Origin of the sequence: Thermomonospora umbrina (assembly GCF_003386555.1) — a bacterium.
In the GTDB taxonomy this organism is placed as follows: domain Bacteria; phylum Actinomycetota; class Actinomycetes; order Streptosporangiales; family Streptosporangiaceae; genus Thermomonospora; species Thermomonospora umbrina.
The window spans coordinates 6,919,874-6,935,331 of record NZ_QTTT01000001.1 but is presented as its reverse complement, the minus strand read 5'-3'; the positions used below and the strand labels follow the sequence as shown (position 1 = coordinate 6,935,331).

The 15,458-nt window shown below is 69.9% G+C and carries 13 protein-coding genes and 2 pseudogenes; 5 read left to right on the top strand and 10 right to left on the bottom strand.

The genetic code is table 11. The features are described 5' to 3' along the window. Positions 1-40 precede the first annotated feature (40 nt). Positions 41-526 carry a carboxymuconolactone decarboxylase family protein gene (locus DFJ69_RS31385; RefSeq protein ID WP_116027039.1) on the bottom strand — a complete coding sequence of 162 codons (486 nt, stop codon included), beginning with the start codon at positions 524-526 and terminating at the stop codon, positions 41-43. A 197-nt stretch (positions 527-723) separates the two neighbouring features. Here DFJ69_RS31385 and DFJ69_RS31380 point away from each other — a divergent pair, with 197 nt between their 5' ends. Continuing rightward, on the top strand, positions 724-1,605 hold the full coding sequence (locus DFJ69_RS31380; protein ID WP_211328881.1) for an RNA polymerase sigma-70 factor: 882 nt from the start codon (positions 724-726) through the stop codon (positions 1,603-1,605). Between the two features lie 8 nt (positions 1,606-1,613). Here the strand turns inward: DFJ69_RS31380 and DFJ69_RS31375 are convergent, their stop codons facing one another. From DFJ69_RS31375 to DFJ69_RS31360, 5 genes are all read right to left on the bottom strand, one after another. Further along, the gene (locus DFJ69_RS31375) at positions 1,614-3,419 is read right to left on the bottom strand and encodes a caspase family protein (protein ID WP_170177882.1); all 1,806 of its coding nucleotides are present in this window, start codon (positions 3,417-3,419) and stop codon (positions 1,614-1,616) included. Beyond that, positions 3,406-3,804 carry an effector-associated constant component EACC1 gene (locus DFJ69_RS34685; protein ID WP_170177881.1) on the bottom strand — a complete coding sequence of 133 codons (399 nt, stop codon included), beginning with the start codon at positions 3,802-3,804 and terminating at the stop codon, positions 3,406-3,408. The genes DFJ69_RS31375 and DFJ69_RS34685 overlap by 14 nt, the downstream gene beginning before the upstream one ends. A 373-nt stretch (positions 3,805-4,177) precedes the next feature. After that, positions 4,178-5,020: an alpha/beta fold hydrolase gene (locus DFJ69_RS31370; RefSeq protein WP_116025914.1), complete on the bottom strand. Its 843-nt coding sequence runs from the start codon at positions 5,018-5,020 to the stop codon at positions 4,178-4,180. Between the two features lie 4 nt (positions 5,021-5,024). Continuing rightward, positions 5,025-5,711: a TetR/AcrR family transcriptional regulator gene (locus DFJ69_RS31365; protein ID WP_170177880.1), complete on the bottom strand. Its 687-nt coding sequence runs from the start codon at positions 5,709-5,711 to the stop codon at positions 5,025-5,027. 65 nt (positions 5,712-5,776) lie between these two features. Continuing rightward, positions 5,777-7,339 carry an FAD-dependent oxidoreductase gene (locus DFJ69_RS31360; RefSeq protein WP_116025912.1) on the bottom strand — a complete coding sequence of 521 codons (1,563 nt, stop codon included), beginning with the start codon at positions 7,337-7,339 and terminating at the stop codon, positions 5,777-5,779. 425 nt (positions 7,340-7,764) lie between these two features. Here DFJ69_RS31360 and rox point away from each other — a divergent pair, with 425 nt between their 5' ends. Next, a complete protein-coding gene (rox, locus tag DFJ69_RS31355) occupies positions 7,765-9,297 on the top strand; it encodes a rifampin monooxygenase (RefSeq protein WP_116025911.1) in 1,533 nt (510 codons plus the stop codon). 393 nt (positions 9,298-9,690) lie between these two features. Continuing rightward, the gene (locus tag DFJ69_RS31350) at positions 9,691-10,143 is read left to right on the top strand and encodes a hypothetical protein (protein ID WP_116025910.1); all 453 of its coding nucleotides are present in this window, start codon (positions 9,691-9,693) and stop codon (positions 10,141-10,143) included. A gap of 368 nt (positions 10,144-10,511) precedes the next feature. On the opposite strand, the gene helR is transcribed toward DFJ69_RS31350, so the two are convergent. After that, positions 10,512-12,680, bottom strand: a complete 2,169-nt coding sequence (gene helR, locus DFJ69_RS31345) for an RNA polymerase recycling motor ATPase HelR (protein ID WP_116025909.1) — start codon at positions 12,678-12,680, stop codon at positions 10,512-10,514. An 859-nt stretch (positions 12,681-13,539) separates the two neighbouring features. Between helR and DFJ69_RS36380 the strand changes: the two are divergent. Together DFJ69_RS36380 and DFJ69_RS36310 are read left to right on the top strand one after the other, a co-directional pair. Beyond that, positions 13,540-13,752: pseudogene (locus DFJ69_RS36380) on the top strand (lysophospholipid acyltransferase family protein); the annotation flags it as partial. A 106-nt stretch (positions 13,753-13,858) separates the two neighbouring features. Continuing rightward, positions 13,859-13,993: pseudogene (locus DFJ69_RS36310) on the top strand (aromatic-ring hydroxylase C-terminal domain-containing protein); the annotation flags it as partial. Between the two features lie 131 nt (positions 13,994-14,124). On the opposite strand, the gene DFJ69_RS31330 reads toward DFJ69_RS36310, so the two are convergent. From DFJ69_RS31330 to DFJ69_RS34680, 3 genes are read right to left on the bottom strand one after another with little or no spacing between them, the layout of a single operon-like run. Continuing rightward, the gene (locus tag DFJ69_RS31330; protein ID WP_116025907.1) at positions 14,125-14,508 is read right to left on the bottom strand and encodes a hypothetical protein; all 384 of its coding nucleotides are present in this window, start codon (positions 14,506-14,508) and stop codon (positions 14,125-14,127) included. Next, positions 14,505-15,086 carry an RNA polymerase sigma factor gene (locus tag DFJ69_RS31325; RefSeq protein WP_170177879.1) on the bottom strand — a complete coding sequence of 194 codons (582 nt, stop codon included), beginning with the start codon at positions 15,084-15,086 and terminating at the stop codon, positions 14,505-14,507. The genes DFJ69_RS31330 and DFJ69_RS31325 overlap by 4 nt, the downstream gene beginning before the upstream one ends. Further along, complete coding sequence (locus tag DFJ69_RS34680; RefSeq protein ID WP_170177878.1) at positions 15,083-15,313, bottom strand: hypothetical protein; 231 nt, start codon at positions 15,311-15,313, stop codon at positions 15,083-15,085. The genes DFJ69_RS31325 and DFJ69_RS34680 overlap by 4 nt, the downstream gene beginning before the upstream one ends. Positions 15,314-15,458: the final 145 nt, after the last annotated feature.

The following is a 15,458-nucleotide window of genomic DNA, read 5'->3' as shown; positions in this document are numbered from 1 at the left end:
CGATGCCGGGCCGGGACGCGTTCGCACCGTCGACCGCCGATCAGCTCGACAGGTCGGCGAACATGCCGGGCTCGTAGGAACCGCCCTGCTTGCGCGGGATCACGCCGAGCCGGTTGGCCGCGTTGATCATGGCGACCAGGTAGATCAGCGCCGCGACCTGATCGTCGTCGTAGTGCTCCCGCACCCGCGCCCAGGTCTCGTCGGACACGCCCTGATGGGCGTCGGCGAGCCGGGTGCTCTCCTCCGTGAGCGCCAGCGCGGCCCGCTCGGCCTCGGTGAACACGGTGGACTCGCGCCAGGCGGCGACCAGGTGGAGTCGGACGGCGGCCTCCCCGGCGACCGTGGCCTCCTTGGTGTGGACGTCGACGCAGAAACCGCAGCCGTTGATCTGGCTGGCGCGCAGCATGAGCAGTTCCTGCAGGTCCCTGGGCAGCGTCGACCCCTGGATCAGCAGGCTGACGGCGGCGAACCGCTTGCCGATCTTGGCGCCGAGCCCGTTGGTCATCAGGTCGAAACGGGGTTCCATGTTCTCGTCCTCACTCGTGGAGTCGCGCACCGGGCGATCGTTCGCGCGGCGTCCTGACGACCATGGAGATGCCGGCCACCCGCTTCCTGTGACGGCGACGGCGATGTGGCGTGCGCCACCGGTCGCGGATGTCACAGGGCGGCGGGGGCCGGCGTCTTGTGTGTGCACGGTCGAGTTCGAACAGGTGGGAGCAGACGATGAGCGATCGAGCAGGGGACACCGCCACCGAGGCGTTCATCGCCCACCGCAACCTGCTGTTCACCGTCGCCTACGAGATGCTCGGCTCGGCCGCCGACGCCGAGGACGCCCTGCAGGAGACCTGGCTGCGATGGGCGGACGTCGATCACGACACGGTGCGGGATCAGCGCGCGTACCTGGTCCGGATCACCACCCGCCAGGCGCTGAGCCGGCTGCGCACGCTCCGCCGTCGCAAGGAGTCCTACGTCGGCCCCTGGCTGCCCGAGCCGCTGCTGACCGCGCCCGACGTGGCCGAGGACGCCGAGCTGGCCGACAGCGTCTCCATGGCGATGCTGCTGGTGATGGAGACGCTCACGCCGACCGAACGGGCGGTGTTCGTGCTCCGCGAGGTGTTCGAGCTGGAGTACGACGAGATCGCCGAGGCCGTCGACAAGAACCTGGCCGCGGTCCGCCAGATCGCCCACCGGGCACGGGCGCACGTCGCCGCACGCCGACCACGCGGGATGGTCTCACCGGCCGAGAACCGCGGCGCCCTCGAGGCGTTCCAACGGGCGATCGAAACGGGAGATCTGCAACGCCTGCTCGACATCCTCGCGCCGGACGTCGTCCTCCTCGGTGACGGTGGCGGAGTCGTGCGGGCCGCGCTCGAACCCGTCGTGGGAGCCGACACGGTGGCCCACGTGCTGGGCAGGATCGCCCCCGCGGCCTCGCTGCACCCGGCCCAGGTCAACGGCCACCCCGCGCTGATCCTCCGGCTCGACGGCGAGATCGACACCGTCATGGCGGTGCGCTTCGACGACGGCCTCATCACCGGGCTCTACGCCGTTCGCAATCCCGAGAAGCTGTCCCACATGGCGCGGGAGACCGCCCTGCGTCGGTGAGGTCGAAGCTACCGTTCCCGCGCCCTCAGTCGTGCGAACGTGCGCAGGCTCTCGTCCTCGACCACGGTCCGGCCGTACTGGTAGACGAGGGCGAGGAAGAACACGGCCGGAGCGGTGGCGGCCCACAGGGTCCGGCGTTCCTCGCAGAACATGAACTCCACGATGTCGGCCACTTCGAAGGGGACCAGTGCGTGCTCGTCGTGTTCGTACTTGTCCGCCACCCCCCGGCTCCGCCGCGCGAGGAACTGGTCGCTCGTCAGTGAGGTGAGTCTGGCGGTGAAGAGCGCGCCCCACTGGTTCCTGCGGTCCACGGTGATTGCGAGCAGGGACAGCCTGTACTCGTGACGTTCGAGGCCCAGTTCCTCCCTGAGGCCGCGCCGCGCGACGTCGTAGAGATTCGGGGCGTTGCGCGCCTGTGAGTCGATGTCCCGCGACAGCGCCTCGTTCGCGGAGGAATTCCAGTGGCCGGGGTGCGAACCGACGTTCTGGCTGCGCCGCGAGAAGATCATCTTGTTGTCGGCGGTCACCACCGCGATATTGGTGCCCAGGCTCGAGGACATGAAGGCCGGGACGTCCACCGGGCGGTACGGGTCCAGGTAGCGGCTGCGAGGCGTCGTTCCGTCGGCGAACTCGCGATCGTGCTGCTGTACGGCCAGGAACGAGTAGTAGTCGGACGGCTTCAGGCGCAGCGACACCTCGGGGCTTTCGGTGGTCGGATGGCGGCTCACCGAGACCTTGTCGATCGCGTAGCGGTTGCCGTTCCAGAAGAAGTCGTCCCCCCGCTCGCGACGTTCCCGCTGGTCGCGCTCGATCTCGGCGCGCCACTCGGCCAGCTCGTCGGGCAGCTCGATGGGGTCGTCCTGCACGATCAGGCGAACGGAGTCCTCCCCGATGACGCTGGTGCCGTCGCCCTCCACGATGATCAGCGGCGCGCGGAACGGCCCCCACCGGAACGCGTCGGCCTGCCACTTCCAGCCTTCGGCCGGGTCGGGGACGCCCCAGCCGTTCAGATCGGCCGAGGAGGCGTCGAGGGCGGTGTCCGCACGAGCCGGGGCGCCGTGCCACCGGTTGCGGAAGATGATGCTGGATCCGCCCATGTCTTGATTGCCCTGCTGGGGAATGGGGTGGTTGTCGGCCACCAGCCGTCCGCGCACCGCCGCGAAGACGGTCGCCATGTCCAGCAGCGGCGGCCCGTTCGGGATCCCGTTGTCCAGGACCGAGAGGAGGGCGCCGGTGAACACGGTCGGGCGGTCGCGGAAGGGAGCGCCGGCCAACGCGTCCTGGGCGGCCGACGTCATGACGAACGACCCTCTGACCTGCGCCCAGTCGGCGAACTCCGACGGGCCCAGGGTGTTGCCGGCGAACGCCTGCCCGCTATAACAGCAGTCCAGGATCACCGTCTTCCACTTAGCGTGACTGTTCCGCAGAACATCGGCGATCCAGTCATAGTGGAGCACGGTGGCGTGCTTGCGCGCACGTGAATGCGGGAGGGTGAGCCAGAGTTGACCTTCGCGCGTTCCCATCAGGCCGTGACCGGCGTAGTAGACCAGAAGCGTGTCGGTGGCCTGCTCCCCGGCGCGCTGGATGATGTCCAGGATCTCGGCGGCGTCTTTCTTCTGCGACACAACGGCGCAGTTTTGGGCCGGAAGTCCCCAGATGGCCGGATCCGTGAGCGCACGTTGGAGTTCGAGGAGGTTGTGTTCCACGGCGGGCAGGGCGGGGAGCGATTCGTGCTCGTAGGTGTGCGTGCCGATCAGGACGGCCCGTGACCTGACCGGATCCGCCTGCCGGGGGCGCATGTCATGCAGGCTCATCCCGTTCTTCCTCCCCTCCTTCGTTCTCGGCGGGTTCGGCCGGAAGGCCCGTGAGGAGCTCGTTGAGGACGGAGCGCAGGCGTTCCTCCGACACGTCGGCGAGCGTGACGACGACGCCGTCACGCTCGACGCGCAGCGCGGGTCTGCGACGGAGAGTGCCGAACCACGCCGCCACGGCCGTGGCGAGCGCGGCGATGGCCTCGCCATGGTCGAGCACCACATGGATCAGGTCCGCGGCCCCCATGGTCCCCTCAGGGACCGCCTCGGAACGAAGTTCGGGTTTGAGGCCGTATTGGACCCGAAGGTCGGACCGCAGCCAGCGGAAGAGAGCGCCGACATTTCCGCTTCCGTCACCGCTGGTGACCGCGAGCGTGACTTCCGGCATGAGAATTCCACATCCATCTCGGCGTGTACCGGAAGGAAAAATATCACCAACCATCCCGCAGTCGCAGTCATTGCGTTCAGGGCATTCCACAATCCGGATTGAGGGCCACCCGATCGGTGTTCCGGTGGTCAGTGGAACGACCACCTGGCCAAGGCCCGCAAGAGCGGCGACGACACCGCGTTCCGGCACTGCTGGGAGGCACCTACGAGGATCACCCTCCAACAGTGGCGAGGAGTTCTGCCATCTGGTCCGCGAACCGGCGGGTGCGGCCGAACTGGAGGAGACCTTGGCGGGCACCTCACCCAACGACATCGGCGCCGTCCGTGTGGACGACGACGGACGGCTGGTCATCCCGCCGGCGTGCGCCCGGTCATCAGCGGGGGGCGATGGCGGGCCAGAGCCGCAGGTGCGGCACCAACAGCTCGGCGAGCTCGCTGGGGGCCTGGTCGGGGATCCAGTGGCTCACTCCGGCCAACGTCACGAAGGTGTAGGGCCCCTGGACGTGGCGAGCGCAGCGCTGCGCCGCCTGCCGGGAGATGGCCACGTCGCCATCGGACCACACGAACAACGTCGGGCGGCGTACCGGCGTGCGGGCGGCGCGCGGGTTGACCAGCGGCATGGCCCGGTACCAGTTGATCGCGGTGCGCAGCGACGTCGGGCCGGTGAACCGGGCCGCGTCCCGCCGGGCCTGCTCCGGGGACAGACCGAACCGGATCAGCGTCCGGACCGGGTTGACGAGCAGCAGCCGTTCGGGCAGCCACGGTAGCTGGAAGAAGTACATGTACCAGGACTTCAACCCCTGCACGCTGGTGAACATCGCCGTCAGGAACGCGAAGGGGTGCGGCACCGACAGGGCGGTCAGGCTGGCCACCCGCTCGGGGTGGGCGGCGGTCAGTGCCCAGGCCACCGCCGCGCCCCAGTCGTGGCCGACCAGATGCACCGGGCCACCGCCGGCCCGGGCGTCGATCAGGGCGATGACGTCGGCGACGAGCTCCTCAATGCGGTAGGCGAGGCGTCCGCGCGGGGTGGCGTTCGGGCTGTAGCCGCGCTGGTTCATCGCCAGGACGCGGTAGCCGTGCGCGGTGAGCATCGGGGTCAGCGCGTCCCACATGTCGGCGTGCTGAGGGAACCCGTGCAGCAACACCACCGGCTCACCGTCGGCGGGCCCGTTCTCGGTGATGTCGAACTCCAGCCCGGCTCGGTCGATCGTGATCACCGGCTCACTCGCTCTCGGAGTCGGGGTGGGTGGCGAGTCCGCGCAACAGGGTCCGGACGAGCGCGGCGTAGTGGGTGTCGTAGTCGGTGATGAACGCGATCCCGCGCAGCTCCAGACTGGTCGCGCCGTGGCAGCCGGCCCAGACCCGTTGGGCGATCTCTTCGGGATCCCCGGGCCGCAGGTGCCCGGTCGCGATGCCCACCTGGACCGCGTCGATCAGTCGCTCGAACGCCGCGAGCGCCATCATGCGCACCTCTGGAGACGGCTCGAACCCCGCGATCGGCAGGTCGAACATCAACCGGTACATCGCGGGGTTGGCCAGCGCGAAGGCGCGGTAGTTGCCCATTCCGGTGGTGATCGCGCCGAGGGGGTCGGCGACATCGGGTCGGACGGTGACCGCAGCCGCGAGCTCGGCGAAACCCTCTTCGAGCAGCGCGTTGAGGATGCCGTCCTTGGAGCCGAACCGGTTGTACACCCCCATCGGGGCCACCCCGGCGCGCGCGGCGATGTCGCGGATCGCCAGCCCTGCGGGGCCGCGCTCGTCGAGCAGCTCACGGGCCGCCCGCAGCAGCGCCTCGCGGACCACCAGCGCCGACGTCCGGCCCCGGCTCACCTCTGCCCCCGGGGGCGGCGGGTCGGTGTCCGGAACGAGTCGGGCGACGGCGCTGATGGCATGCGGCCATGCAACCACGCCACCGTCGGTCGACGCGCGCGGACATGGCGCCGGCCCCGGCGAGGCCGACCATGGCAGCGATGTCATGTGACGGCCCCTTGGTGCCCCGGCGCCGCCGACCCGCCGCCGGCCACGGGGTGAGCGTCGGGCAGGGCGCGGACGGTCGCCAGCGAGGCGTCCGTCAGGCCGAACTCCCGGCTGGGGACGCCGAGACCTCCCGTGATCGCGGCCCGGGCGACGTGCGCCAGCACCCGGGGGCCGAACATCGTGGCCGGCGACGCCATCATCATGATCAGGTTGAAGTACCGCTCGGAGAGGTACGGGTCGGCCACCGCCGCGCGCAGCACCAGGTCGATCCAGCGCCGCGCGGCCTTCCCGCCGCGCCGTGGTCGCGCCCCGTGCAGGGCGATCCCCGGCCAGCGCAGGTCCTCGCTGCTCGCCACCATCCACGCGGTCGCGACGTTCTTGGCCAGCCGGCGCTGGAACTCCCGCTCGAAGCCCGGCCGGGTACGGACGCCGCCGCGCGGCGGGTCGGTGTGGTCGCGCAGGCACTCGCCCAGGACCAGCGCGTCGGTGGCGGCCACGGTCATGCCCTGGCCGTAGATCGGGTTGAACGCGCACACCGCGTCGGCGGTGACCACGAAACCCGGCGGCCACCTGGTCAGCCGCTCGAAGTGGCGCAGCCGGTTGGTCAGCGTGCGATGGCCCCGGATCGGGGTCAGCGGGCGGGCGATCCGGATGCACTCGTAGACCGTCGGATCAGGCAGATCGCGGGCCCACTGCAGGAACCCCGCCTCGTCGGTGGGCGGCGCGGCGCCGGCGAACCCGCCGAGGGTGACGTGCCACTGATCCTTCTCGATGCCCAGCACCAGCCCGCTTCGGGGGTTGTCCGGGGCCCGGCCGTTGACGACGATCCCGGACCAGTCGCCGGGGAACCCGTCGGGTTTGGCGTAGAAACGCGACGCGTAGCCGATGCCGGAGGTGATGGTCTCCTCGGCCACCTCACCGTAGCCCAGCTCGCGCAACCAGTCCGGCGCCTTGGAACGGCGCCCGCTCGCGTCGACCACCAGGTCGGCGGCGAGCACGGACGTGGCGCCGATGTCCGCGCCGCGATGACGCACCCGCACGCCGGTGACCCGCGCGGAGCCCGGCCGAGCCGCCGGGCCGCCGGTGTCCAGGCCCACCACCTCCGTTCCCCCCAGCAACCGCAGCCGGGAGTGGGCGACCAACCGCTCGCGGACCTGCCATTCCAACAGGAACCGGCTGTAGACCCCGAACTCGTCGTTGATGGGCGTGAGCGGCAGTGGCCCGAACGGCGACACCACTTGGAACGGCACGCGGTCGCGTTCGACGGTCGCCCCGGCCGCCCTCAGGTCCTCCTCGATCCCCGGGAACAGCTCCTCGATGATCTCCCGGCCGCGGAGCAGCAGGCCATGTGCGTGATGCGACTGCGGCACCCCGGACCGGTGCGTCGGCGACTCCGGGAAACGGTCCCGGTCGAGCAGGGTGACCCGATCGAAGTGATCAAGCAATACCCGGGCCGCGAGCAGGCCGCCCATGCCGCTTCCGATCACCACCGCGGTCCCGCGCGCCGACGACGGCGCACGGCGCGGATCCCGGCGGAATCCGGGTGTCGTCCTGGTCATCACGACCTCCAGTGGAACGATGCCCCTGAGTTGTAGATCGAAGTAATGTGACTATAGAACGCTGTTACATAACTGGCAAGCCTGGTGCGACGGCGGTCGATGCCGGTGAGCGAGAACGCGCACCTTCCGAGGTCCGGTACGTCTCGGGGCGGCCAGGATCCGACGGTGGCCGGGACCGGCCGGGCCGCCGGTTTCGCCCGCAACCGTGGGGGTCCGTCCGAGGTCGTGATCAGGCGGCCGGAAAAGGGTTGGACGGGATGATGCTCGGGCTTATAGCTTGCAGTCGACCGTGACACCGCCCGAGGAGGTGAGACCCATGAACGCTGTAGCGATGTGGGTGCTCCCCTTCCTGTCACGGTCGGGCGATTGACGTAGGTGTCGCCGGGAGCGCCTCGACAACAAGGCCCTCCCGAAAGGCAACACCCATGCACTCTTCGCAGTTCACCGCCGAGCCGTCCCCGCACGAGCGCGCCGCTGTGGGCGACGCCCGTGGGCTCCGGTCGTCGGCCTCCGGAGCCGACCGCGCGCCCCTCAGGTACGACGTGATCATCGCCGGGTGCGGGCCGACCGGTGCGATGCTGGCCGCCGAATTGCGGTTGCACGATGTGCGGGTCCTCGTTCTGGAGAAGGAAACCGAGCCCGTGTCGTTCGTCCGCATAGTGGGTCTGCATATTCGCAGTCTCGAGCTGATGGCGATGCGCGGACTGCTGGATCGCATTCTCGAACACGGAAGGCGGCGTCCGGCCGGTGGTTTCTTCGCCGCCATCGCCAAACCCGCGCCCGAGGGCCTGGATTCCGCGTACGCCTATCTGCTGGGCATCCCGCAGCCGATCATCGTTCGCCTGCTGGAAGAACATGCGATCGCACTCGGTGCGCAGGTCCGGCGCGGTTGTGCGGTGGCGGGTCTCGAGCAGGACGATGAGGGTGTGACCGTCGAGTTGTCGGACGGGGAACGGCTTCGTTCGCGCTATCTCGTCGGCTGTGACGGCGGGCGCAGTACGGTGCGCAAACTGCTCGGCGTCGGCTTCCCCGGCGAGCCATCGCGGACCGAGACGCTGATGGGCGAGATGGAAGTGGGCGTACCGCAGGAGGAGATCGCCGCCAAGGTGACCGAACTCCACGAGAGCGATAGGCGATTCTGGCTCAGGCCCTTCGGCGGAGGGGTCTATAGCGTCGTGGTCCCCGCCGCGGGCGTCGGCGATCGCGCGCAGCCGCCCACCCTCGAGGATTTCAAACAACAGTTGCGCACCATCGCCGGAACCGATTTCGGCGTGCACTCCCCGCGCCGGCTGTCCCGCTTCGGCGATGCCACCCGGCTGGCGGAACGTTATCGGATCGGCCGGGTGCTGCTGGCCGGCGATGCGGCGCACATCCATCCGCCCATCGGCGGGCAGGGCCTCAACCTGGGTGTTCAGGACGCGTTCAACCTCGGTTGGAAACTGGCCGCGCAGATCCGCGGCTGGGCGCCGGAAACACTGCTGGACACCTACGAGGCCGAACGTCATCCGGTCGCCGAGGACGTGCTGGACAACACCCGCGCCCAGATGGAACTGCTGTCCCCCGAACCGGGCCCGCAGGCCGTGCGCAGGCTGCTCACCGAACTGATGGACTTCGACGAGGTGAACCGCCGTCTGATCGAGAAGATCACCGCGATCGGCATCCGCTACGACTTCGGCGAAGGCCCCGACCTGCTCGGCCGCCGCCTGCGCGACATCGACGTGAAACAGGGCCACCTCTACGGTCTGCTGCATCGCGGCCGCGGCATGCTGCTGGACCGCACCGAACGCCTGACCGTCGGCGGCTGGTCGGACCGGGTCGATCACCTCGCCGATCCCACTGCGGCACTGGACGTTCCCTGCGTCCTGCTACGCCCCGACGGCCACGTCGCCTGGATCGGCGACGATCAGCACGACCTGGACGACCACCTCTCCCGCTGGTTCGGCAAGCCCGCCGGCTGATTTCGCCTGAGCGACCGAAAAGGCCCGTGAGAAGGATCGGAACGGTCAGTGGCGACTGACCGTCGGAAGGGTGGAGGCGTGGTGCTCTGACGCCGGGATCGGCCTGCGAGGAGGGTGAGACTCCGAGTCACGACCGAAGACAGCGAAAGAGCACCACGGGTGAATGTCCACGCGTTTCCCATAAGGGTATCCATATCGGCCACCTGGCGGCTGGAGTCGCGTTCGGGAGTGAAGGGCCGTCGGCATTCATGCCGACATCGCACTTGACGGGAAGTCAATGCCGACGATCCGAATGTCGAACGGCTGCTTGGCCGCCGCTTCCCTTGAGGTGAGGGGGTTTCCAAAAGTATACAAGCGTTGCGTTTCACCCAAGCCCCACTTACCGTCGGGATCATGAAGACGAAGACCCTCGCGGTCATCTCCTCGGCGGCGCTCATCCCGGCGTCCCTCACCGCAGGCACGGGCACCGCCCACGCCCGCACTCAGACCCAGCCGGTCGGGGCGTGGAACCTCTCGGTCACGGTCAACGGCGAGAGCCACAGTTCCCGGATCTCGTTCACCTCGGCCGGCAAGGTGTGCCTGGCCACCGAGGTGAGCAGCGGCCGGGGCTACTGGTGGAAGACCGGCTCCGACACGTTCCGTTGGGTGGTCAAGGAGGTGTTCCAGCCCCTCCCCGGCCTGCCGGGCCACATCCTGATCGACCAGCAGGCCACCCAGTCGGGCGCCGCCTTCACCAGCACCGGCACCACGTACGTGTACGACACCGAGGGCGAGCTGATCGGCACCTCGAATCCCAGCGTCGTCGGGACCCGGGTCTCCACCACCCCCGACGCGAGCTGCACCTGACGGTCCCGCGCCGCCGGCGGCCGAGCGCCTGGAACGGGTCGGCCGCCGCGTGGAGCCGTGACCTGCGGCATCGAGAGTCCGTACTCCACTGAAGCGCTCGGGCGGCGGCGGTCGCAGCCGGCCTCACCGCCGCCTGACGCGACCACCGGAGCAACCGGCACCGCCGCCACCGAGGGCGAGCCGAACCGGTGGGACCTCAGCCCTCGACGGGTGAACGCCGGGATCCCACCGGGCTTGAGGACGACCCGAGCGCGGGCACCGGCCACGGGCGTCGGCCAAGGCGGCGTCCACCGATCGGGAGCGCCGGGCACCGACGGCTCGCGAGAGACACCGATCGCCACCGAGTCCAGGCACGAACGGAACCGACGTCAGGAGCTCGTGAGGATCACGAGCCGCTGGGTCGCTCGGGTCATCGCGACATACCGATCGACCGCTCCCTCGATGCCCTCGCCGAACGCCTCCGGGTCGACCAGGACGACCAGGTCGAACTCGAGCCCCTTCGCCAGCTCCGGGGTCAGCGACCGGACGCGGGACGTCCCCCGGAACGTCGGATCGCCGATGACGCACGCGATCCCGTCGGCGTTCTCGGCGAGCCAGGCGTCGAGGACCGAGCCCAGCTCCGAGACGGATCCATGGACGACGGGGACTCCGCCGCTGCGGATGGAGGTCGGCACGTTGGCATCCGGGAGCACGGCCCGGATGACCGGCTCCGCCTCCGCCATGACCTCTTCCGGCGTCCGGTAGTTGATGCTCAAGGACGCCAGGTTGATCTGGTCGAACCCGACGCGTTCGAGCCGTTCCCGCCACGACTCCGTGAACCCGTGCCTGGCCTGGGCGCGGTCCCCGACGATGGTGAAGCTCCGCGACGGGCAGCGGAGCAGCAGCATCTGCCACTCCGCGTCGGTCAGTTCCTGGGCCTCGTCCACGACGACGTGCGCGAACGGGCCGGCGAGCAGATCCGGGTCGGCGCCCGACAGTGCGGCCTCGTCGATCAGGCTCACCTTCGCGTCCTGCCCGCGCAGCATCGTCACCAGCCCTTCGCCGTCGTCGCCGTCCGCGCCGGAGGCGGCTGCGGCCTCGATCAGGTTGTCGACGACCTGCTCCATGCGCTCGCGTTGAGCGGCGATGGCGGCCTCGTGCCGGCGCTTGCGTCGTGACGCCTCCGGGTCGCCGAGCCGCTGCCGCGCCGCGTCCAAGAGGGGCAGGTCGGACACCGTCCATGCCTGGGAGTCCGTGCGCTGCAGCCTTCGAACGTCGTCGGTGTCGAGCCAGGGAGCGCACAGGCGCAGGTAGGCGGGCACCGACCACAGGTCGCCGACGATGTCGGACGCTCTGATCAGCGGCCACGCCCTGTTGAGGGCCATGAGCAGTTCCCTGTTCTGTAGCAGGGACTCCCGCAGCAGCCCGGCCGGCGCCTCGCCGTCGTACCTGTCCATCAGGATCGTGACCAGCTCCTCCAGGATCTGGTCACGGGCCTCGTTGTGCGGCGTCCCGGGGTCCGGCGCTTCGAACGCCTCGGCCCAGTCGGCGGCGCTCAACGGGATGTCGGTCCAGTCGGTCGTGACCGTCATCCCCTTGGCCGGCGGATTCTCGTAGAACCGGACGGCCTTCTCGATCGCCTTCACCATGTCCGCGGACGACTTCAGGCGGGCCACGTTCGGGTCGGCCTCGGTCGCCGCCTCGGTTCCCTCGGTGACGAGGTCCCGCAGCGTACAGGTCTGCACGCCCTCCTCTCCGAGACTGGGGAGGACGTCGGCGACGTAGCCCAGGTAGGGCTGGTGCGGACCGACGAACAGCACCCCGCCCCGGCGGTGCCCGAGCCGAGGGTCGGAGTAGAGCAGGTAGGCGGAGCGGTGCAGGGCGACGACGGTCTTCCCCGTCCCCGGACCGCCGTCCACGACGAGGGCGCCCTGGGATCCCGCGCGGATGATGGCGTCCTGGTCGGCCTGGATGGTGCCGAGCACGTCCCGCATGCGCGACGACCGGTGGCCGCCCAGGCTGGCGATGAAGGCGGACTGGTCGTCGAGCGCGGCGTGCCCTTCGAACCCGTCCTCGGTGAACACCTCGTCCCAGTAGTCGCTGACCCGTCCGCGGGTCCAGCGGTACCTGCGGCGGCTCACCAGCCCCATCGGGTTGGCGTGGGTCGCTCCGAAGAACGGCTCCGCCGCCGGGGAACGCCAGTCGAGCAGCAGCCGACGACCATCGCCGTCCGTGAGACCGAGCCGTCCGACGTACACGGGCTCCGTGTCGTCCGCGGCGACGATGCGCCCCAGGCACAGGTCCAGCCCGAAGCGGCGCAGGGTGCGCAGGCGCGCGGTCAGCCGGTGGATCTCCATGTCGCGGTCCATCGCCGCCTGACCGATGCCGCCGGGTGCCCTTCGCTGGGCGTCGAGACGCTCGGACAGGGCGGCGATCGACTGCTCGAGGCTCCCCGCGATGGCCGCGAAGTGCTTCTCGTCGTCGGCGATCAGCGCCGGGTCGGCCTTGGGAGCGAGGTTCTCGGGCAGGTCGAACGCGCTGGTGGTCACGGGGTTCACGTCATCGGCTCCGATCTGGGGTTCGTGGATTGCGGCGCTCGTGAGCGCGGCCGGGGTCTGCTGTGGATGTGAGGGGGTCGCTTGAAGGGCGGACGAACATGGGCCGTGACGAGCCGTTCCCGGAGGGCCGGCGCGCGTTGCGACGCCGCTGCCGCAAGGTGCCCGGGAGTCGGCCCGCGCTGCCGTGCCGGCCGACCGTGGCCAGCAGTGACCTTCGGGAGGGCCTTCTCGGCACCCACGCTCGACCGGGCACCTCCCGTGGTGGCTCGCCGGCGAGATCAGGACCTGACGAGTGCCCGGCGTCTACAACGGCGGAAGCACTCCGGTCGCACTCATCGGGCTCAGACGAACGTCGGCGCGCCGGCCGTCCGACTCGAGACGAGCCTCGACCTCGCTGAGGAACTCACCGACCCGGAACGAGACACCTGTCCTTCGCCGGGGCTGGTCCACCGCCCACCTCGCCGCCATGACCGTCATCGCGCCCACCGTCCAGCCGACTGCGAGTCCCGCCATCGGTGCGACTCCCCCGCGCAACTCGTACGTCGACAACACGCGCATCTCTTGCCCCCCGTTACTGCAGCTTCCGGCCTCGGCCGACGATTCTGCGGCACGACCGGGGTCTTGCCGCAAGCCCCCTGGTGCGCTATACGTTGAGAGTGGAAAGGGGTGAGTATCCCCCTCTCCCCTCCTTGCTCGCCTGTCGGCGGACCAGCTCCTCGCGAAGCGGCGTATCCCCGGTGGTCCTCAGGATGCGGCCACGGATGCAGAGCCTCAGTCTCCCTTCCGCAAGACCGGCTCGTACATCGTCGAGTACGCAGCCATCCTCTTGAAGTCCATCGCCCCAGCCGTCGCGCGGTCAGTGGGCCGGTCAACCCTTGAGAAGCGGTGGCCGCTGGAAGACCGTTCGGGAGGTCGCGCCGCCGGTGCCGCCCTCGACGCCTCGGCCGAGGTGCTGAGGCGGGGCCGAGTGTTCGCCCTTCATCCCGAGGGCACCCGTTCGCCGGACGGACGTCTCTCTCAGGGACGCACGGGAGTCGGACGGCTCGCCCTCCGGACGGGCGCACCCGTCGTTCCGGTGGCTTTGCGCGACACCGACCGCGTTCAGCCGCGCGGCCAAGTGATCCCCAAGCCGGCCCGGTTCCGGTCAGCCGCTCGAATTCACGGGCACGGAGCAGGATGTCGTGGACGGCAGCGACGAACTGGACGTGCCCGCGATGCTGCTGCGTCCGGACGGCCACGTGGCGTGGGTCGGCGAAGAGCAGCAGGATCTGCTCGAACGGCTGCCCACCTGGTTCGGCGCCGCCACCGAATGATCCCCTCGGGAACGCGTGCGGACATCTCTCGACGCCGTCGGCCGAACCGGTGACGTTCGCCGAGGAGTACCGGCCCCACGTTCTGGACGGAGAGGTGCGCACCGCGAGCCGCAGGGTGGCGAGGCCGGGTTTCAGGCCAGATCGTTGTCAGGTTCCTGGTTCATCCACCGGTTGAGCCTGTCGAGGCCGACGCGCATGTCCAAGGGTGCCTGCTCTGCGGCCGTCTGCTGCCGGGCCTGCCGGTACACCTCCGCCGGCGAGACCGGAGTGTCCTGCGGGCTCGGCGGTCGGCTCTCTCCCGGGGGTGGCTCGGCGGAGCCTGCCGCGCGGCGCAGCGCGACCGCCGGCGGACCCGCCTGTGGGGGGCCTGGACGGACGCCGAGCGCACGGTCGATCTCCGCGGCGGTCATCGGCCCGTCGGCTGCGGCCGCCGCTGTGAGGAGGTCGGCGTAGAGTTCGATCTCATCGAGTGCGACTCGATCGTGAACGCGGAGTTCACGGTCCTCTTCCCTCATGGCGCCTCCTCCCCGAGTTCGTCTCCGGTGTCTTCAGGATCGTTCAGGAAGGGGACGGCGGAACCCACCTGGACGACCAGTTCGTCTCGCGCGACCTTGAGATGTCCTCGCACCGTGGCCGATGCGATGCCCAGCCAGTCGGCTATCTCAGCGGTGCTCCATTCCTCGTTCCACCGCAGGAAGGCGACGCGCTGCCGGATCGGCGGCATCCGCTCGATGGCCGACCAGCATCTCTGCAACACCAGCGCGGACAGGACCTGGGTGAACGGCTCCGCCGCCGGATGGCCGCCGTACGCGGCGGGATCGGCGTGGGGCCGCACACGCCCGTTCCGACGCCACTCATCGATCGCCTTGTTCCGCAGCACCGTGAACAGCCACCGACGTCGACCCTCGACATCCAGTGCGGCGAGCCTGACCCAGCACACCGCAGCCTCCTGGAACGCCATCTGCACCAGGTCCTCGGCACGCGCACGGTCCACCTGCGGAAGCGTGCAGGCGTACCCGAACAACGCCGGAGCGACCTGCAGGTACAGCTTCCCCACTTCGTCGGCGTGCTCCGGGGGAATGCGGGCGGTCACCCACTGTCCCGTGCTCGTGGGCCACGCGGCCGCCCGCCCAGTGTGACCCTCATCGTCTGCTCCCCCGGCCGATCCTGTTGCACGATCACCGTGCCCTGCGGCGCGCCGGCCACCAAGGCGACGAACGTCCGACGCCGCTGCCACTCGAGGATGATCCGAAAAGCCCCGCTCAAGGCCAGGATCGCCAGCGCCATCGCGGCGGCCCGCCAGGAGATCAACCCCGCCATCACACCGCCCGCCACCGTTGTCCCCCATGCTCCGCCGCCGGGGGTCCGCATCGCCGTCACACCCCTACGTCGAACGAGACCACGGAACCGTTCGGCCCGATGACGAAACCGCCCGAGCGTTACTCCCACGACCCCACGCCGGGCA